We start from the raw sequence: 19,395 nt of genomic DNA, 5'->3' as shown, positions 1-19,395 counted from the left end.
ACCTCAAGCCCCGATATAGGCTTGAAGTCGCCCCATCGGACCTTGCGCTCCATGTGATTGATGTCGACATGGCTGGCGAACGGCGGGCTACCCGATCGCTCTCGGGCGGCGAGCGCTTCCTGATTTCATTGGCACTCGCAATGGCATTATCCAGTATGGGCACCCACGGCGCGATTGTCGGCACCCTTTTCATAGATGAAGGTTTTGGCTCATTAGACGCTGACAGCCTCGATCTCGCGATCGACGCGCTTGAGCGGCTCCAGGCTCAAGGACGGATGATTGGCGTGATCAGTCACGTACAGGCCATGAAGGACAGAATTCCGGTTCAGGTTGAGGTCGTGAAAACAGGGGGCGGGGCGAGTGAGCTTCGACTGAAGGTGGCGTAGGAACTGCCGCCGCACCAACACCTTGCCATCGGCATCGATGGCGTGGACTTGGAACACATTCTTTGCCAGATCGACACCGACGGTTACGATACCCTGTTGCGTGGATCGACTCCTAGACATGGCTAAACGACCCATAATTGCATAGCTAAGCTGGTACAGGGGTCGTCCACGCCATCACCTCAAATCCCATGCGATCAAAGGGGGGAATACGCCCCTTCTCAGGGCCCCTAAGCCTATGCTAACTTTTTCGTTAAAATCTTACCTCAACTTGCCAACCCATCCCACGAGAGAGAAAAATGGCCAAAAGCGCACGCAAAGCCCTACCTCAGCCTCATTTGCTCTCTGAAGCGGATGAGTTGCCGATTGAGGTTCTCGACGGTATCGCTGGCGGCGCGGTTGGCATTAGTAAGCCAAAAGAAGAGTCTAAAGAGGCCGATATTGGTGACGCCATTGATGCGGCGCCTCAGTTCGAGCATACCGGCGAGACGGCGGCGGGGGCGAGCGCCGGGGTTTCCAAAGGCACGGCAACCGCCTCGGCCGGGGCGTCCGCCGGGCATACGGAACAGGGCAACCTGGGCGATGTGATCGTCACTAATAAATATACGATTAGCGCGCAGGCCGGAGCGACGGCAAGTGCGACCGGGGCAGGGGCAGGGGCGACGGTTGGTGCCGGTATGTCAACAACCTTGGATGTTGGCAAAGGCGTTGAAATTGAAATCGCAACTCAGGCTACCGCAAAAGCAGGCGTCGCCGTAGGGGTTGAGAATGCCACCTTGAAAGGCACGGCGGGGGTGCAGGCCGGGATCGAAACGGGAGTCGAGCAGCGGTACGAATCGGGTCAATTCGGCGATGGCGCAAAGGTGAAGCAAAGCTCCTATGCCAAGGCCGAAATCACGGCTGAGGCTGGCGCGGAAGGCACCATTGGGGCGGAGGGCGTAAAATATAAAACCATGAACGGCGTTGGGGCGGCTTACCGCGCCGGAGCCGACGTTGAAGTCGGCAATGAAACCGCCAGCAGTAAGGTTGAAGCGGGTATTATTTCGCCCGGAGCCTTTACGCAAGGCATGTCCGGCGGGGCTGGCTATGATAGTGGGAAACTGAGCCTTGAGATTGGTGGCGAAGTTGCAATCGGGATCGCCGGATTCTCCTTCAACGTCGGCCTCGATCTGCAGCTCTTCGACGATACGCATACGGTTGGCTCTGAGGAAGAAATTAAGGCCGTCGAGGCTCAATTGGCCTCAATTGCGGCGCAAACCGGCCCACAGTTGACCAATGCTTGGCATAAGGGCCTAGCCGAGGATGCGACCGCAGCAACCCACCAGGCCAATCATGCCCAACAAGATCTCGATCAGATCAAACAGAGGGTGAACGACTACAATGCCAACGTTGAAAAGCGCGCCGATGACTTAGAAGATAAGTTAAGTGATATTCTTGAGAGAAAACAAACCCTTTCCGCGCTTCCGGCCAATCAGGCCGATCCGCGCGAAGTACAGCGTTTGGGCGAAAAAGAAGCGCAGATTCGGCAAGAAATTGATAGATTTGAAGACCGAATGGAAGGCGCCGATGAAGTTCGGCAGCGCGAGAAGCTTCAGCATGAACTGATTGTTAAAGAGAAAAAGGCTGACCTCTTCCAGGATGTTGCTGAGGCAATTCAAAACCGCATGGAGTTTGTTAAGAATACTGACTTCACGAAGGCGGCTTTAGCGGCGCAACTGAATTTGCACAGGGCTGAGCAGGCTGCGCATGGTGCTGCCCATGAGTATCAGGAAGAAAAAAAGGGGGTCGATAACCGAGTGCGCGACGCGGAGTTTACCGAGCAGAAAATTAGCGAGGATTTGCAGAGACTTACGCAGGACCGTCAAAAAATATCGCAAGAATATTCAGGGGCCGATTTACAAAAACGCCTCGAGCATTTAGACGAACGAGAAAATCACCTTGAAAGAAAACTCTCAGAAGTTGCACATATTTCTGAAAAATTGACCGATAGACTTGAGAAATTCGAAGAGCGCAATACAACTGCCCAGGCAGAGCTTGCCCTTGTTAAGGAGCAAGCAACGCGCCTGCATCCCATATGGTCGCTGGAGGCCGATGTCGCCAAAGCACGCGAAATGACCGAAGAGATCAAGAAAACGATCGAAACGACTAAAGATGCAACCCGGCTGGAGCGTGATCTGATGATGGTCAGCCTTGAGGCTGCGCAGCTTTTTGAAAGATTATTGTTTGACAATGCCCAGCAACTCAAAAACATGACAGCTAGTTTTGACATAATGACAGCGCATCTACAGGCAGAACATGCGCGGCTCACGGAAGTTGTGACTGACAAGGGTGTTTTGACCCAAGTCGGGGACGCATTTGAAGATTTTGGGTCTGAGGTAAGCAGTTGGTTTTAGGGGAGTGACCCGATCCAATATTCTCGATAAGGCGATACGATGAGCGATAGTTCCGCGCCGGTTCCGGCGAGCCCGTTTCGTCAGGCCGCATTGGAGAAGTCTGGCCGCCCTGATAGTTTGGATTTGGGCGTCCATATTGTCCGCGCACCGCAATGGCTTTTGCTGGCTGTTATGCTTGCGGTTCTCGGCTCAGCCGTGCTGTTCAGTTTTCTGATTCCTGTGCCGTTCAAAGTTGAGGCGCGGGGCATTTTAATCACGGCTGAAGGGGTTAAGGACATTGAATCGGTTGCCGGGGGGCGCGTTACCGAGATTTTCGTTGTGCGCGGCGCGCGGGTGCATCAGGGCCAGCGGGTAGCTCAAATCGAGCAGCCCGATCTAACCCAACAATTGGAAACCGCCCAGGCAGATCTTGACAATCTGCGCAGTCGGCAAACCCGCGTGATCGATTTTCATCGTCAGAATCGCTCTGACTTAGAGGCGCAGCTAGCCCAAAAGCGCCGCGAACTGGAAACAGGCATCGAAACCAGCAAGCGGCAGGTTGAGTGGCTGGCAAAAGCCCTGAGTGGGTATGAGGAGCTTGCGCGCAAGGGCTTTGCGTCGCAGCAAAAACTGTTTGAAACCCAGGTAAAACTGAACGAAGCGCGCGCGGAACTGATTCGTACGCAGAATTCGCTCAATTCGCTAAAGTTTGAGGACAATAATCGGCGCATTGAGCGCGAGCGCGAGATTTTAGACCTTGAGGTGAAGATCGAGCAAGCCAGCCGGGCGGTTGAGGCACTGCAACAGCGGCGGCAGCGCATGACTTTTGTGGAAAGCCCTTACGATGGGCTGGTTGTCGAGCAAAAGCTCAATCTTGGTGAAATCGTTGATGCGGGTAAACCAATCTTAAGTGTTCTTCCCGGTGCATCGGAAGAGGAAGGGGCGCGGGCGGCGCCTTTGACAGCAAAACTCTATGTACCTTCGGCGGAAGGAAAAAAAGTCCAGCCCGGCATGCAGGTCTATATCGTCCCGTCAACGGTAAAGCGGGAGGAATTTGGCTTCATCTATGGTCGGATAAAGTCCGTCGCTTCGGTGCCATCGACGCCAGAAGGCATGATGCGAAGTTTACGAAATCGGCAGCTCGTCGATCAAATGTCATCGGGCGGCGCGCCTTTTGAGATTGAAGCGTCGCTGGAGGTTGATGCTGCAACGCCGTCGGGCTTTCGGTGGTCGTCGTCCCAAGGCCCCGACCAAATTATCAGCGCCGGCAGCCTAGCCAATGCCCAGGTTATTGTCCGCGAGCAGCGGATGATCGCACTGGTCATGCCCGCGCTACGGCGCTTGCTGGGAGATTTGGCGCAATGAACCTAACCAGGTTTATCGCCGGGGGTTGGCGAGGACCGCGCGGCAGAAGACGCGGCGGCGTACCCACGATAATGCAGCAAGAATCGGTGGAATGTGGCGCTACCTGCCTTGCCATGATTCTCGCCTATCATGGTCGCTGGGTGAGCCCAGAAGAATTGCGCGAACTCTGCGGCGTTTCCCGCGATGGCACACAATCGAGCAGCATATTACGCGCCGCGCGTAGTTTTGGTCTTGTCGCCAAAGGCTTCAGCAAAAGCCCCGCCGATTTGGCGCAACTGCCGATGCCGATGATTCTTTTTTGGAATTTCAATCATTTCGTTGTTCTTGAGAGCCTGTCCGAGACAGGAGGCTGGATCAATGATCCGGCAACTGGCCCGCGTTGGGTAAGCCTCGACGAAATCGATACGGGTTTTACAGGCGTCGTCCTGGCCTTTCAGCCGACCGATGCTTTTAAGCCGGGCGGGGAACGGCCTAGCCTGTTTGCCGTCATCGCCGCCAATTTGGCCACTGTCCGGCCCGGCATTGTGTTTGCCGTTCTCGCGGGGGTCGGGCTTCTCGTGCCGGGTATTTTTACCGCAGGCAGCTATCGCATTTTTACGGATGAAATTTTGGTGAGCGGGCGGACAACGTGGCTAACGCCGTTGCTGGTTGGGTTGGGCCTTGCCGCCCTGTTTGCAGGCGTTCTGACCTGGCTTCAACGCCAAGCGCAGGCCCGGACGGAAACGGCGTTGGGGGCCTCCATTGCTGTTCGCTATCTTTGGACAATCCTGGGATTGCCCCTCGCATTCTTTGGGCAGCGTTATTCGGGGGATATTGTCAATCGGCTCACCCAAGCCGATCGAATGGCATCGTTAATCTCGACCGGACTCGTGCCTGCGCTGACCGGGATTGTGCCGATTCTGGGCTTTGGGGCGGCGTTGTTTTTGGTGGATTGGGTTTTGGCATCCCTTGTGGTTGCCATTGCGCTACTGGCGCTCGCTATTCTCTCGCGCGCGGCGCGGGCGCTGGAGGATGAGAACCGGCGGTCGCTGAATGATGAATCGCGCCTTCATGGCATTACGCTGCAAGGCCTATCGATGCGCGACGATTTTCGGGCCGCCGGAACCGAGGGTCTATTTATGCGTCGCTGGCAGGGGGCGCAGGCGCAGGTTTTAGGGGCCGAACAGCGGATTGCCGAACGCTCCGGCCTTATTACCGAAACTGCAACCCTGTTGCTGGCCATTGCAGGCATTGCGGTTCTCATTGTTGGCGGGTGGCGTATTATGGAGGGCGCGCTCTCCATCGGTTTGCTCGTCGCCGCGCAAGCTTTGGTTGGGCGGTTCACCGGCCCCGTTATTGGCCTTGTTGGCGTTGGCGCGCGTCTGCAATCGATCCGGGGCATTGCGGATCGGCTAAACGATGCGCTGAATTATGCCGAACGCCATGCCAAGCCGCTTCCCGGCGGGGTTGAGACGGCGGATGCGCGCTTTGCCGCGCTCAAGACCGTCGATCCTTTGCGGCTCACCGATGTCAGCTTTTCATATAATCCGCGCGGAGCGGCGGCCGTGGAGCGCTTAAGCCTGAGCATTCCCATCGGCGGGCGCATCGGCCTTGTTGGGGCATCGGGCAGCGGGAAATCGACCTTGGGGCGATTAATTGCGGGGCTGGTTCCGCCAAGTGAAGGCCGGATCGAGGTTTTTGGGCATCGCCTAGAGGATTGGCCGGAAACGCAATTACGCAGCCAGCTTGCTTATGTCGATCAGCACATCGGCCTGTTCAGCGGGGCTATTCGCGACAACCTAACCCTGTGGGACGATAGCGTTCCTGAAGAGCAATATGTTGCAGCGGCCCAGGATGCCCAGATTCATGATTTTATCTCCTCCCGTCCGGGGGGCTATGCCTCGGTTCTTGTGGAAAATGGCAATAATTTGAGCGGAGGGGAGCGGCAGCGTCTTGCGCTTGCTCGGGCACTGACCATCAATCCGCGTATTCTTGTTCTCGACGAGGCCACGAGTGCGCTCGATCCGGCCACCGAAGCGGCCGTGATGAACGCTATTCGGCGGCGCGGCTGTACGTGTTTGGTGATTGCCCACCGCTTATCGTCCATTATGGATTCGGATATGATTTTCGTTATGGACAAGGGGCATGTGGTTGAGTCGGGCTCGCATCAAGCATTGATAACCAAAGGTGGGCTCTACGCCGCTCTGGTGGAGACCTGATATGCAAGATGTCAGCGTTTCCGACGTCAATTCGCCCGAAACGAGCGCCTCACGAACCCGGCTTCTTTTGCCCGCAGGGCAAATCTGCACGTTAAGTGCCGAAGATGGGGCGTTGTTTTTGGAAGCGGGTACCTGCGAAGTCTATGCTCTCGTCACCGGCCGACGCGTTTTTCTCGGGATCGCCCAACCGGGAACGCTTTTGGTCCCAACCCGCGACGAGCGGGGGGCAATCGCCGTGCAGCCTTTGGGCGAATGTGTCCTCTTCCGGGCGGACTTGCGCGTGCTGAGGGGCGCGGCGGGGGATCGGCTAATTGCGGGCATCGAGGCTTGGTGCTTGTTGCTGGCCTCAGGCTTGGGGGCAATCGCCAAGCGCCGCCCCAACATGCGCCCGCTCACGGTGGGAAACGAGATTCCCGAAGGCAGCCCGGCTGCTTTCACGGCAGCCCAGGGTATTGTTTGGATGGTGGTCAAGGGGCAGCCAGGGCTGCTGATGGATGCGCAGGAAGTTCACCCGCGCGTTCCCGTTGCCATTGCCCATTCGAGCTGGCTTTCGGTTTCCGAGGGAACAAGCCTGCTCGTGGTTAGTACCCGCGCCGTCTTGGAACGACAGGGCCTTCCGGCGTTACTAACCCACGCGGAACTGTCGGTTACAGTTGCCGAAACCTTGATGGATGCCGCCGAGCGGGCAGCACTGGACCGGATCCAGCAGCGCGATGCCGCCGTTGAGGTTGGGTTGCAAACCGGGCTTGCGCGTTTTCGGCGCATGATGATCGACAATCGGCTGAAATCCCGATTGGAGACCGATTGTGCGTTTGTGTACCAAACGGTCACTGGCACCGCCCCATCCCCCCGCGCGTTGGCGACAGCTACGGATGATTTCGCGCTTTTTGCCGCGCTCAATGACGCCCGCCTGCGTGCGATTCCCCTGTCGGGGGCATGGCAGCGGCGCGATGTTGGGCCGCTTATTGCCGAGCGTCGGTCTGATGGGCGGCTGGTCGTTCTGAAGCCGGATTGGATCGGGCGCTACCGCCTGCATGTTAGGGGAGAGCGCCCGCGGCGCATAACAGCCGCACTTGCGGCGGATTTGACCCGTGAAGCCTGGATTCTCACGCCTGCGCTGCCCAATAAGCCGCTTCAGGTGCGCGATATTATTCGGTCGGGCCTGTCGCTCTGTTCACTTGATCTTAGCACACTGGCGTTTGCGGTTTTCCTTGCCTCGCTTTTAGGGCTCTTGATGCCGCTGGCCACGGGCTTTTTGATCGATACCTACATTCCTGCCAACCTGCGCGGCCCAACCCTATTGATCGGGGTTGCCCTGCTGGTGGCTCAAATCAGTACGTCCGGGCTGGCGGTCGCCGCCTCACTGTTGCGGCAGCGGATGGATGGCCGCATTGCCGAAATGATCGGCGGTGGGATGATGGACCGGCTCATGCGACTGCCGTCGAGCCTTATGCGCACCATGTCCAGCGCCGATCTGGCGTCGCGGGTTGCGGCGGTCGATGGCATTCGTCGCTCGGTCATGGGGGTCATCCTGAATGCCCTAATGTCGGGGATCAGTGGCCTGACCGGGATCGGGCTTCTTTTGTACTATAGCCCCGTTGCAGGGGCGGCGGCGATGGCATTGGTCGTTCTTGTCGTTGCGGTGGGCGTACTGATCGGGCAACGCCAGATCGCTGCCTTTACGCAAGGCGAGCAGATGACCGCCAATGTCACATCCTTTACGCATCAAATTATCGAAAACATGCCAGTCTTGCGCGCCTTCGCTGCCGAGCGCAGGGCGTTTGCCCGTTGGGCACGCAATTCGGCTGAAATGCGAAGCCGGACCTTAAGGGCTAAGGCGGGCGCCAATTTGTTTGAAGCCTTTTTAGCGAGCTATCAGATCCTGGCGATTGCCGTGATTTTTGCCATTCTTGGGTTTTCGGTCGGGCCGGACGCTAAAGTCTCGACGGGCGGATTCATGGTGTTTGTTTCGACCTTTCAAAGCTTTCTGATGGCGGGGATTATCGTTGCACGGGGCGGCAATCAACTGCTTGCGCAAAAGGCCCAGCAGCAGCAAGCCCTGCCGCTGCTCAAAAACACGCCCGAAACGCTACCGCAGGCAAAGGATCCTGGCGATTTGAGCGGCGCGTTGGAAGTAGTGAACTTGGCGTTCAAACATGAAGATGGCCGCCAAATTCTGAACGGAATTTCCTTCACGGTTGGGCCGGGAACGTTTCTTGCCCTGGTTGGTCCATCGGGGAGCGGTAAATCCACGCTTCTGTCGCTTCTCGTTGGCTTTGAAAAGCCGACGGAGGGTAGCGTTCGCTATGATGGCCGCGATGTTGCAGGGCTTGATCTCGCCTTACTCCGACGTCAAATCGGCTACGTCCGGCAAGGTGGGCGATTGTTCGCTGGCAGCTTGCGCGAGAATATTCAAGGCTCGTTCACGGCCGATCTGGAGGATATTTGGCGGGCCGCTGACATTGCGGGAATCGCGGATGATATCCGGGCCTTGCCAATGGGGATGCATACGGTTGTTACCGAGGGCGCGGCCGCTTTCTCGGGCGGGCAGATCCAGCGCCTGCTCCTGGCACGTGCGCTAATGGGGCAGCCGAAAATACTCCTGCTCGACGAGGCCACCAGCGCGCTCGACAATGTTGTTCAGGCGAAGGTTTCCCGAAACATTGATAGTCTCGGCTGCACGCGTATTGTCGTAGCCCACCGCCTCAGTACAATCCGTAATGCCGATGTTATTCTGTTTCTCGATAAGGGGGGAATCGTCGAGGCGGGTTCCTATGCCGATCTTATCGCGCGGGGCGGACCTTTTTCCCATTTTGCCAAATTGCAGGGCCTGTAGCGCCCCCTTTTCTGGAGATACGTGCATGCGCAAGGTTCTGTATATTCTAGGCCAATTGACAGATGAGGATGTGGAATGGCTTGCACAGAAAGGGCAACGTCGGGAAATAGGGCAGGGCGGTTTTTTGACCGAAGAAGGCAAGCCAGTCACGCGTATCGCGATTATTTTGCGGGGCTTAGCCGATGTTCGTATCGATAAAGGGCGCCGAAGCGTTGCCACTTTGGGCGCCGGGGATATCGTCGGAGAAATATCGTTGGTCGATCAACGCCCGGCGACGGCAACCGTTGTCTGCCAGGAAGGGCTGCTCTGCTTAGAAATTTCGCATGAGCTTTTACTTAATCGTTTTGGGGAGGATATCGCCTTCTCCGCCCGGTTTTATCGGGCCATCGCGCTGTTTATGGCCACCCGTATGCGTTCGACCGTGGAACAGCTTGGGCAAAAGAGCGATAAAAAGGACTTAGCGAGCCTCGACGATGATGAGGTAGACGATCAGATTCTGGATAGGGTGCATCTTGCCGGGCAGCGTTTTGAAATGATTTTATCGCGGCTGGGGGCCCATGGTTAAGCCGTAACCGGCACGCCTCACGTTATTCGGGCTGACAATAGCCCCGAGTATATCAGTGACACGTTGACGAATTGGGCTGAAGGGCGCGGTATTGCTCTTCAGCATATCGAGCCTGAAAGGCCCCAGCCGAAGGCCTATGTCGAAGGTATAATCGATGGGAGCGCTGGCAATCCACCGACTGATCGGGCGGCTCTGGTTGCCGTTAGCCAGCAGAATTGGCCGGACTAGATATAAGCATTTTAATACAACCCCACATAATCTTGATTATGCGACAAACAAGTAGCGTAGGGGCGGATTCAATTATGAAGTGCGACTCTCGTTTGTTATCAGAGAGTTACGCTTTGAACGATGGATCATGGGAGCTTGTTATTCTCACCTCTCCCTGGGTGATCGCCGTGTTATTTCCGAGATGGTTTTAGCGTGCTTTCCGGTTACGGCTATTGCGCGCCACCTGGCCCGACATCGCAGTTCGATCTGTCGGAATATAGCCCTTCTTGTGCAACTGCCAATCGAAGGCCTTCATCACCCGCTTCAGCGTGCCCGTTTCCGTCAACCGATTGCGAAAATGCCGGATGGTATTTTCATCCGGCGTGCGATCTCCCAGAGAAAACCCCAGAAACCGCAGCCAACTCAGCCGATCCGGGATCATAAACTCCGTCCGCGCATCCGAGAGAGTATGCTGCGTTTGCAAGATCAAGATCTTGAACATCGCCACCGGATCAAACGCTGGCCGCCCGCCTTTGCTGCCGTCGCCATAACCCAGCCCCTCGACAAGCCAGTCCCGGAAATACTCGAAATCAACCGTCCGCTCCAAAACTTCAAGCGGATCACCATGCGCGCTCAACGCTTTAAGGTGATCGTTCAGGCTGAAAAACGATGGGGGGCCATCGGCAGGCTCCGAGCGAGGGACCTCATCAGTGAATCACAGCAAAACTGAACGGGCGAGGGTGTTTGCGGGTGTCCAGCTCCTAGACCAGCCATGACACATCGTGACCATTAACCGCCGCAAATGTGCGCATGGGCCATAATCAATGCAGGTTGGTATGAGATATCTGCTTCCTTGGAAATCCCTTGCGAGTCAGAAACTGCACGGGTTCGTATTATTTATGATTTTAAGAAAAAATCTTTAATTAACTTTAATCCCTCAAACAAAGAACAGAAAAAACAAAATGTTACACAAAAATGCATAACATAAATAATTTTACCTGTATCAAATATTAACCTAAACGCCCCTTCAAAAAATATAACGGGAAGCCCAGGAAGAAATATTACGTATATATACTTAAAGTTATCACCAATCATGTTATCCATAATCACTCCACTAAAAAAAAGGAAAGTAGATATTGTCGCAAATATATATATAAAAAAAATCATAATAACATTATCTTTCAATCTGATTTTTGTGTAGAAATAAATAGCAGGAAACATAAAAACAGATAAAGATAAAAACACATACAAATCAACATAATTGTTTAGTAAAATTGCAAAAAAATATAATAATACAAAAATTCTCATAAATCCGAGCGACAGTAAATTTATTACTGAAATAACCATTTTTCTCTCCATAACAACATTGTTTGATTTAGACATAAACTCTCACAGTACATTCATCAAATACCCCTAATATCCGGTGATAACGTCTACACTGCCATCTAATGGTGTGACGTCGACAGGAGGTTGTGGTAAGGCGGGCATATCAAAATCATCAGGGTCTACTGGCGTTGGGTTGTTATCATTGGAACCACCTGGTTCAACGGTATTTGGCGAGGATAAATTCTCTGTTCCAGTTTTGCAGTTAAGTGCTTTACGAATATTATCCAGAACGGTCACTGGCGTATAGGTAATATTTGGTTTTAATGACTTACGGGCCTTTACCCCAGCAGCCTGCAGAGCATCAACAATCAGATCGATGCAATTGTTTGTGAAAAGGCCATATGTCCCATTTTTAACCTGATTTTCTGCATAATCTTTGATTGCCTTAGCTTGTGCAGCGGTCACATCAATTCGGCAGACAGACGTGTATGCTCCTCTGCCTGTAGAAGTTCTTAGGCCATTCTCAGCGGCCATCATTTCCTCCTGGCTCCCATAGGCGGCACTCCTGTTTGCGGTGGTTATACCGTTCGGCGTAGTCGCTTCAAAAAACTCGTAACCACGCTCGGTCTGCACCCCGAGTGCTGCATGCCCAGCTCCGAACACTCCAGTCGGATCACCCAATACCGAAACCTCACGGACCCCATTATCATTAGCAGGGTTTGCGTTCTGAGGCTGCTCCGGCCCGCTGATAGCGGCCAGAGTGGGCCTTGCGTCATACGAGTCGGAATTTAACAACTGCGCCTTAAAGACTGCGGTATACAGCAGTCTATTGTTATCCGTAACAGTAATTTTGTTTAGGGCGATAAAATCTGCCGAACGGTAAGAATTAGACGAATCATCGAGCAACAAACCACGTTGACTTGACGACAGGTAGATATTTTTTAAGGCCGAACTAGCGGAAAACTGCATTTTTTCATGCACATTTAACTGCAAGAGGTCCGTTCCGCGAGATAGAAAATTCTCCTGAAAATCTTTCAGCGTAAATGATTCGTATTTCCGCCCTTCAAACACCCCAACGGAGGAGAAATGGTCGAGGCCATTTTCATAGACTCCCCGTGATACTGCTAAAGCAACATCCAAATTTTGCTTAAGGTAGTTTAATTCTGCACTATTACTGCTATCAAAACTCAGAATATCAGTATCCAGCGCCCCATAGCCGCCGCGCCAGGCCTGGGTGCGCCCCACTTCGAGATAATGGGCGAGACCGCTGGTATAGGTTCCGGCGACAATGGCTTTGGCGACATCAAGGTTCTTCAGCAAATAGGCCGATTCTGTAAACCCATCCAGGCCCTTCAACTGGGCATTATCTTTTAAGCCCTTGAAGGCCACGCGATCCGGGTAGAAGAACCCATATTGGATATAATGAGTTAACCCGCTTCCGACGTAGGTTCCATCGGCAATCACCGCCGCAACATCGAGATTGCCTTGCAGATAGCTCCGTTCGGCATCAGCAAGATCTGAGCCGCTTAAGCTGCTAGCGTCCAGCCTTCCAAATTGCCCCCGCCAGGCTTGCGTGCGGCCCACGTCGAGATAATGGGCGAGGCCGTTAAAATAGACACCCTCGGCCACGGCGGCGGCGACGTCGAGGTTGCGCGCGAGATACTGCCGCTCAAGGCTGCTGGCGTCGCCGAAACGCTCGCGGTTCAGCAAGCCATAGGTGTCGCCCTTATCGATCCCGATCCTCAAGAAATAGTCGAGCCCGCTTTTCGCCTCGCCTTTGGCAACCGCCAGGAAGGCCGCCTCATTGCTCACAAGGTACCAGCTATCGCGCGAGGTCGGGTCGAGGGTAATCGTCTGAAGCCCCGAGTTAGCCGCTCCTTCGTAGATCCGCCCCTCGGCCTTACCCATGGTGATGTAATGCACCAACCCCGACCCAAAATATCCGGCGGCGACGGCAGCGGCCACATCGAGATATTTGGTCAGATATTTCCGCTCGGGATCGGTTTTTGCGCCCAGCTTCCCGGCGGCGATTTTGCCGTAGCTATGGCCCTGGTCGGCCCCGGTGCTGAGGAAATAGACAAGGCCGCTTTTAGCCTGGCCGCTCGCCACCAATTGCGCCACATCGGCGCGGGCTTTCAGATACTCGAACTCCGGCCCCTCTTTGCCCACGGTGGCATTGTTCAGCGTGCCGTAGCTCTGACCCTTGGTGATGCCGGTCGCGAAGAAATAGGCGTGGCCGGTCGCGGCGCTGCCGTTGGCGACCGCTTTGGCGGCGTCGAGATTGGCGCGCAGATATTTACCGTCGACCGAACTGAAGACGAAACTCGGGCTCGCCCCTTGGGTGCTGAGGCGACCGTAGTTGGAAATGCGTGTGTCGACATAGCCCGAGCGCAAATAATGGTCGAGCCCCGAGGCAAAGGTGCCTGCGGCCACTTGCGCTGCGGCATTCTGATATTTAATCAGATAGTCGCGCTCCGCCCCGCCCACCGGGCCGAGTTTGGCGGCGGTCAGCGTGCCGTAGGTTTGCTCCTTATCCGCGCCGACGCGCAGGAAATAATCGAGACCATTGACGGCGCTGCCGTCGGCAACGGCTTTGGCGGCGTCCTTATTGGCGCGCAGATAAGCGCCTTGCAGATCATCCTTGCCGTAGAAGTCTGAGCGCAAATTGCCGTATTGGCCGCGCCAGACTTGCAGATAGCCGCCGCCCGTCACGTAATGCTCAAAGCCCGAGGCAACGGTGCCCGCTGCCACGGCGGCGGCCACATCGAGATTGCGCGCCAGAAACGCGCGCTCCGCCGGACCCACCGCCGCGAGGCTAGCGGCACTGAGCGCGCCATAAGTCTCGCCCTTATCGACGCCGGTCGTCAGGAAATACGCGAGCCCGCTCTTGGCCGTGCCCGCTGCAACCGCCTGGAGGGCGGCGGCATTGCCGCGCAGATACTCGCCCTCAAGCCCGGTGGCGTTCAGCACCTCGGTTGAAACATTGCCGTAGCCGGTACGGCCTTCCGACTGCCCAACCGCAAAATAATGGGCGAGGCCGGAGGCATAGACGCCCTCGGCAACGGCTTTGGCGACGTCGCGATTCTGGCTCAGATAGGCGAGTTCGGAGTTATTGCTGACGGTGCCCTGCAATCCCTCGGCGCGCAAGGCCCCATAGGCGCGGCCCTCGGTGCGGCCGATCTTCAGGAAATGATCGAGCCCGGAGGCATAGATGCCGAGCCCGACCGCATTGGCCACGTCGCGATTGGCCAGCAGATAGTCGCGGTCCACCGCGCCATTGGCCTGGAAGGCGGCGGATGTGAGCGTGGCGTAGCTCTGGCCTTTGGCGGCCCCGATCGTGACGAAATACTCAAACCCATTTGCCGCCGCCCCATTGGCGACGGCCTGGGCGGCGTCGGGGTTCGCCAGCAGATACTTAAACTCGGCGGTGCCGGGCTTATAGGTCTGGGCATTCAGCGCCCCATAGCCCACGCGGCGGGGTTCAACATAGCCCGAGGTGAGATAATGCAGGAGGCCGGACTCATAGCCATTGGCCCCGGCGACATTGCGCGCCACATCGAGGTTCTGGCTCAGGTAGGCGCGCTCGGCCCCGCCGAGGGCATTGAGCTTCGCAGCATTCAGCTTACCGTAGCTGTCGCCCTGATCGACGCCCGCCTTGAGGAAATAATCGACGCCATTCACCGCTTGGCCCCGCGCCACGGCATTGGCGGCGGCGATATTGCTTTGCAGATATTGGCCTTCGAGGAAGTTCGGGTTCAGCATTTCGGCAGTGAGGCCGCCGTAATTGATGCCGAGCCGGTCCTTATAGCCATAGGAGAGGTAATGGGCGAGGCCGCTCGCCTGCGCCCCGGTCGCGACCGACAAGGCGACATCTTGAAAGCGCGTCAAGTAGAGGCGTTCAGGATCATTGGCCCCGCCAAGGGTGGCGGCGGACAGGCGACCGTAGCTCTGGCCCTTATCGATGCCGGACTTTAGGAAGTAATCAAGACCGGAGCTGGCTTCGCCCTTGGCAATCGCGGCGGCGGCATCGGCGTGGGTCACGAGATACTGGCCGTCGGGCGTCGCGGCATTGACCTGCTGGGCGGTGAGCGTGCCGAAGCGCCGCCCTTCCGACGCGCCCACGGTTAAGAAATGCGCTAAGCCGCTGCTATAGGTGCCCGCCGCCACGGCGCGCGCCACGTCGCGGTTTTGCTGCAAATAGGCCAGCTCCGTCGCCCCCAGGCTCGGGTCGCTGAACAGGCTGGCGCGCAAGAGCCCATAGTCGCCGCGTCCGGCCTCGCGCGCGCCAACCCGAAGGAAATGCTCCAGGCCATTGGCCTCGGCCCCCGTGGCGACGGCGGCGGCGACGTCCTTATTGCGCAGCAGATAGTTGCGCTCATTGCTATCGCCCAGGGTCGCGGCAGTGAGGCGGCCATATTGCTGACCGCGATCCGCCCCAAGATACACGAAATAATCGAAGGCTGCCCCGAATTGGCCGTTGGCGACGGCGTTGGCCGCATCCGGGTTGGCGCGCAAATACGCGAGGTCGAGCCCTGGTGTTGGGCCGGAGGTCAGCGACGCCCCGGCGAGATTGCCGAAGTTCCGGCCCTCGCGGTAGCCGACTTCCAAGAAATGCTGCAAGCCGGAGCCATATTGACCGTTGGCAACGGCACTGGCGACATCGCGGTTCTGGCTGAGATAAGCGCGCTCGCCCGCATTATTGCCGAGAGTTGCGGCTGTAATCGCGCCAAAACTCTGGCCCCGGGTCGCGCCAACGCTCAGGAAATAATCCAAACCCGTCGAGTAGACGCCATTGGCAACGGCCAGCGCTGCGTCCTGATTGGCGCGCAGATATCCGCCCTCGGCCGTATTGGCGTTATAGGCGGCATAGGTGAGCTTGCCAAAGCCGGTGCGAAAACTCTCGTTCTTACCGTAGCTGAAGAAATGCGCCTGACCGCTGGCCATCGCCCCGGACGCAACCGCATTGGCGATATCCGGATTGGCGATTAGATAGGCGCGTTCGGCCGAGCCATTTTGCCCGGAGAGCGTCCAGCCCTGGAGCGTCTGGTAATTGCCCGCCGAATAGCCCTCGTTGAGGAAATAGCGCAGCCCATCGGGGTAGCGCCCCGAAGCAACCGCCTGCGCCGCCGCTGGGTTCGACAGAAGATACTGCTGATCGGGCGTTAGGGTAACCGTCGTGCCATTTTGCGTTGCCTGCACCGTCGGCACATAGACATCGCGGGCGGGGCCATGGGAGAGGCCGACGTAAAACCGGCCTTCAGCCTGGCCATACTTATAAAAATGATCGAGACCGCTGGAATAAAAGCCCTTCCCGAGACCGGCGCGCACGTCGGGGTTTTCTTGCAAATAGAGCTCTTCTGCCGAGATGCTGCTCCCCGATTGGCCCGCGTAAAACCGCCCCTCGCGCGCCCCATAGGTGAGATAATGCTCAAGGCCGCTGCGATAGTCCCCGGCGCGCACGGCATTCGCGACATCGGCATTTTCTTCGAGATAGAGTTGTTCCGCGGTGAAAGTTTGCGATCCTACTCCGGCATAGAAACGCCCTTCGGACGCGCCATAGAGCAAGTAATGCTGCAAGCCGGTCTGAAAGCGCGACCCGATCTGGGTGGCCACGTCGGAATTGGCCTGCAAATAGGCCACCTCGGCGGTAATAACCCCGGCCCCGGCCCCCAAGGCGCTGTAGCTGCCGGGGGCGAGGGTCGCGCTTGTGCCGCCATAGGAAATGACGACGGCCGGGCCATAATTGGTTGTCGGGCCAACCTGAAGCGTGCCTTGTGCCGCCGCCTGCGCCAGCGGATTGCTCGATGCCGAGGCGAAATAGGGGTTTTTCGACGACCCGCCGACATAAGCAAGCACTTGGACCATTCTGGCGCTCCGCGTTAATCATTCCCCGGCATTTTGCGAGGAACTTAATAAAATCTTAGCGAAAGCGTATGACTAAGCCTGCGTTAGGAGTCAAGAACAGCCCCGCAGGGATTTTAGACGAGAGACGTATCAGAAAGGTGAAATCGCACCAAATCGCATGCAATCGTATTAAAGCGAGCCGACTTATAAGTATAAATAACAGAATATGCGTCCGTATTACGCGTTAATCGCAAATTCGTGCATTCTGTCAGCGATAGGACGGAACCCCATACCGCTCTATCGGAATTTAATCATCCATAATTTAGAGTTATAGATATACAACCTGATAACCAACACAGGGCGATGAAATCGTTTATGTCCCCTGCTCCGAGGCCGTCGGCCTTTGTCAGAAAATAAATATCGCACTCCTTAGGCATGCCATCAGGTCGCCGCTGGCATCGGCCCAACCGTCCGTCGATGACCGCGCCCGCAAGCCTCCTTCCGGAGAGGTTTTACCGGGGTGATAAGCACCGTAATGCGAATTATGCGACAGCATTACTGCCCTAAAATCATACCCCTGCCCGGCCTCAAAGCCTAAGCAAACTGCGAGCAACCGCCTCGACAGCGGCCCAGTCGCCAGCGTCTTTGGCCTTGAAAAGCGCAAGGGCAAGTTGAGCCTTTTCGGTCTCGACCTTCTCGCGCCGCCGCGCTTGGCGCTCAGCCTCTGAAAGCACATAGCCCTTCGGCGGACGGCCATTTCTCGCAGATGTTTGGGGTTTTCGTGACGTCACGATAAGTCTTTCATATTGGTGGTCTCGAAGAAGCACCGACGCACTGACGCATGCGAGTTTTCGTGACGTCACGAAAACTATTCGACCAACTGGCGCTGACGTGCCGCCGATTTAGCGGAAATCACCACGGGCACCGTCAGCGCAAAAGATTCCAGGCGATAGCCTTGCCCATAGCTGTTGAGGATCGGATCGGGCAGGTTAAGCCGCCGGAACCGAGTGCGGATGCGTGACAGCATGATGCGAAGGACGGTATCCGGCTTCTCCGAACCACAGTCGGCCGCATCGATGAGCTCGTCGCGAGAGGCGATTGCGCCAGCCTTGGCCCGCAAGGCTTCAAAAATCCGAAGTTCCATCGCCCCCAGGGTAATCGTCGGTAGCGTTTCTAGAGCCATACGAGCCTCTGCGTCGTCGTTGCTATAGGCAAGATGGTACCAGCAGTTCGATATCGCAACCGAGCGCCCTGCCCGCTCCTTTTGTCGCCGTTGGTCATTCAGCGCGATTCGGGACCATCGATGCGATGGTAAATTTAAGCGAGACATGAAATATTAGAAAGAAGATGATCAAAATAAATATTCTAGCAATAATTGATATTCCGTCATGAAAAAGAGCAATGACTGGAAGTAACCAGATCAGCACCACAGCCAAAAGACATAATGAAATCATAATAAACGGGAAAAGGTTCCACCATATATCAAACAGCTTCTCAGCAATGACGCCATTCATAATTGCTCTCCACTCTCAGGGGGGGCTATAATATTAAAAGACCAATAGATTAGAGCGGTTGACGTGAGCCAAGCGAACGGGAAACATTCTAGTGCTCCTCTTGTGGTCAGGGCTTTGAGCGGCGACGCTCATCCGCCCGCGCCAAATAGGTTTCATATCCAGCTTTAAATAAAAACAGAAAGACGCCAGAAAGAACGAGATGCCACCATTTTACTGGCTCTGTAAAGGGCGGCTCTCCTCCGGAAACCAAACCAAGGAGAAAAATAGCCAAACCAATTCCAATTAAGGCAGCGCCGCTTTCCCCAATAATACTTCTTCTCTTTGGTTTCATGAAAACCCCACTCTTAATTTGGTCAACCCCCACGCCCAATCCTTTTATTTATGTGCAAACATCCGGACAAACAAACTTCTGAGAGTCTGCCGATTTTCCGATTCGTTACATGCTTCCGTGATTACCCGTTGAGCTTTGGGCATAGTTTCCTCCTTTTGTGGTTACCGCCCTGCCCGGCTGGCGGCAGCTACCTGTTCCCAGGCATCGCCTAGTGCCGCCCTAGTTCGAGCGAACGCCTCCGCAAGATCGTGATAACCCAGCTTCGCAAATCCGCTAACAGCGGCGTTCAGCTGATCGTTCATTTTTGAATAATCTGCCCACTCGAAAGGAAGGACCTTCTCGGGAGAGTACTTAACTGCCACCTCTTTATAAGGTGGCCATGTTCTCAGAATATCACCGCTGGGCGTCACCACGTTTACCTTCGTGAATTCACTAAAGATTAGTCTTATCCACA

11 protein-coding genes and 2 pseudogenes are annotated in these 19,395 nt (G+C 55.9%); 7 read left to right on the top strand and 6 right to left on the bottom strand.

Annotated features, from left to right (window positions below; genetic code table 11):
- A partial coding sequence (locus ACIQ36_RS09210; protein ID WP_395828471.1) for an SbcC/MukB-like Walker B domain-containing protein occupies positions 1-386 on the top strand: 386 nt, incomplete at its 5' end.
- Here ACIQ36_RS09210 and ACIQ36_RS09205 read toward each other — a convergent pair.
- Positions 381-506: pseudogene (locus ACIQ36_RS09205) on the bottom strand (IS110 family transposase); the annotation flags it as partial. The gene ACIQ36_RS09210 and the pseudogene ACIQ36_RS09205 sit on opposite strands and share 6 nt — an antisense overlap.
- Positions 507-682: 176 nt before the next feature.
- Here ACIQ36_RS09205 and ACIQ36_RS09200 point away from each other — a divergent pair.
- The 6 genes and pseudogenes from ACIQ36_RS09200 to ACIQ36_RS09175 form a co-directional block, all read left to right on the top strand.
- The gene (locus ACIQ36_RS09200; protein WP_395828469.1) at positions 683-2,776 is read left to right on the top strand and encodes a hypothetical protein; all 2,094 of its coding nucleotides are present in this window, start codon (positions 683-685) and stop codon (positions 2,774-2,776) included.
- 39 nt (positions 2,777-2,815) lie between these two features.
- Positions 2,816-4,120 (top strand): NHLP bacteriocin system secretion protein, encoded by a 1,305-nt coding sequence (locus ACIQ36_RS09195; RefSeq protein ID WP_395828467.1) that lies wholly within the window; start codon positions 2,816-2,818, stop codon positions 4,118-4,120.
- Between the two features lie 71 nt (positions 4,121-4,191).
- A complete protein-coding gene (locus tag ACIQ36_RS09190) occupies positions 4,192-6,318 on the top strand; it encodes a cysteine peptidase family C39 domain-containing protein (protein ID WP_395828465.1) in 2,127 nt (708 codons plus the stop codon).
- Position 6,319: 1 nt separating this feature from the next.
- Entirely contained in the window at positions 6,320-9,154 is a 2,835-nt protein-coding gene (locus tag ACIQ36_RS09185) for an ATP-binding cassette domain-containing protein (RefSeq protein WP_395828463.1), read from the top strand.
- Positions 9,155-9,179: 25 nt separating this feature from the next.
- Positions 9,180-9,719, top strand: a complete 540-nt coding sequence (locus tag ACIQ36_RS09180) for a cyclic nucleotide-binding domain-containing protein (protein WP_395828461.1) — start codon at positions 9,180-9,182, stop codon at positions 9,717-9,719.
- Positions 9,720-10,074: 355 nt separating this feature from the next.
- Positions 10,075-10,146 (top strand): annotated as a pseudogene (locus tag ACIQ36_RS09175) (hypothetical protein); the annotation flags it as partial.
- On the opposite strand, the gene ACIQ36_RS09170 reads toward ACIQ36_RS09175, so the two are convergent.
- The 5 genes from ACIQ36_RS09170 to ACIQ36_RS09150 all read right to left on the bottom strand — a co-directional run.
- Positions 10,135-10,533 carry a transposase gene (locus tag ACIQ36_RS09170; RefSeq protein ID WP_395828473.1) on the bottom strand — a complete coding sequence of 133 codons (399 nt, stop codon included), beginning with the start codon at positions 10,531-10,533 and terminating at the stop codon, positions 10,135-10,137. The pseudogene ACIQ36_RS09175 and the gene ACIQ36_RS09170 sit on opposite strands and share 12 nt — an antisense overlap.
- Positions 10,534-11,339: 806 nt before the next feature.
- On the bottom strand, positions 11,340-17,117 hold the full coding sequence (locus tag ACIQ36_RS09165) for a hypothetical protein (protein ID WP_395828460.1): 5,778 nt from the start codon (positions 17,115-17,117) through the stop codon (positions 11,340-11,342).
- 847 nt (positions 17,118-17,964) lie between these two features.
- Entirely contained in the window at positions 17,965-18,279 is a 315-nt protein-coding gene (locus ACIQ36_RS09160; RefSeq protein ID WP_395828458.1) for a helix-turn-helix domain-containing protein, read from the bottom strand.
- A 437-nt stretch (positions 18,280-18,716) separates the two neighbouring features.
- Entirely contained in the window at positions 18,717-18,974 is a 258-nt protein-coding gene (locus ACIQ36_RS09155) for a hypothetical protein (protein ID WP_395828456.1), read from the bottom strand.
- A gap of 128 nt (positions 18,975-19,102) precedes the next feature.
- Positions 19,103-19,395, bottom strand: a 293-nt coding sequence (locus tag ACIQ36_RS09150) for a hypothetical protein (protein WP_395828454.1), incomplete at its 5' end; no start/stop codon positions are given.

The sequence above is a fragment of the Elstera sp. genome, assembly GCF_044372965.1.
GTDB lineage: Bacteria > Pseudomonadota > Alphaproteobacteria > Elsterales > Elsteraceae > Elstera.
Note: the sequence above shows the minus strand (reverse complement) of the source record. Positions and strands in the feature narration are given on the sequence as shown.

Bases quoted from the DNA above. Each gene is read 5' to 3' on its own strand.
- ACIQ36_RS09200 (WP_395828469.1), top strand. From the start codon at position 683: ATGGCCAAAAGCGCACGCAAAGCCCTACCTCAGCCTCATTTGCTCTCT.
- ACIQ36_RS09195 (WP_395828467.1), top strand. From the start codon at position 2,816: ATGAGCGATAGTTCCGCGCCGGTTCCGGCGAGCCCGTTTCGTCAGGCC.
- ACIQ36_RS09190 (WP_395828465.1), top strand. From the start codon at position 4,192: ATGCAGCAAGAATCGGTGGAATGTGGCGCTACCTGCCTTGCCATGATT.
- ACIQ36_RS09185 (WP_395828463.1), top strand. From the start codon at position 6,320: ATGCAAGATGTCAGCGTTTCCGACGTCAATTCGCCCGAAACGAGCGCC.
- ACIQ36_RS09180 (WP_395828461.1), top strand. From the start codon at position 9,180: ATGCGCAAGGTTCTGTATATTCTAGGCCAATTGACAGATGAGGATGTG.
- ACIQ36_RS09165 (WP_395828460.1), bottom strand. From the start codon at position 17,117: ATGGTCCAAGTGCTTGCTTATGTCGGCGGGTCGTCGAAAAACCCCTAT.
- ACIQ36_RS09160 (WP_395828458.1), bottom strand. From the start codon at position 18,279: ATGGCTCTAGAAACGCTACCGACGATTACCCTGGGGGCGATGGAACTT.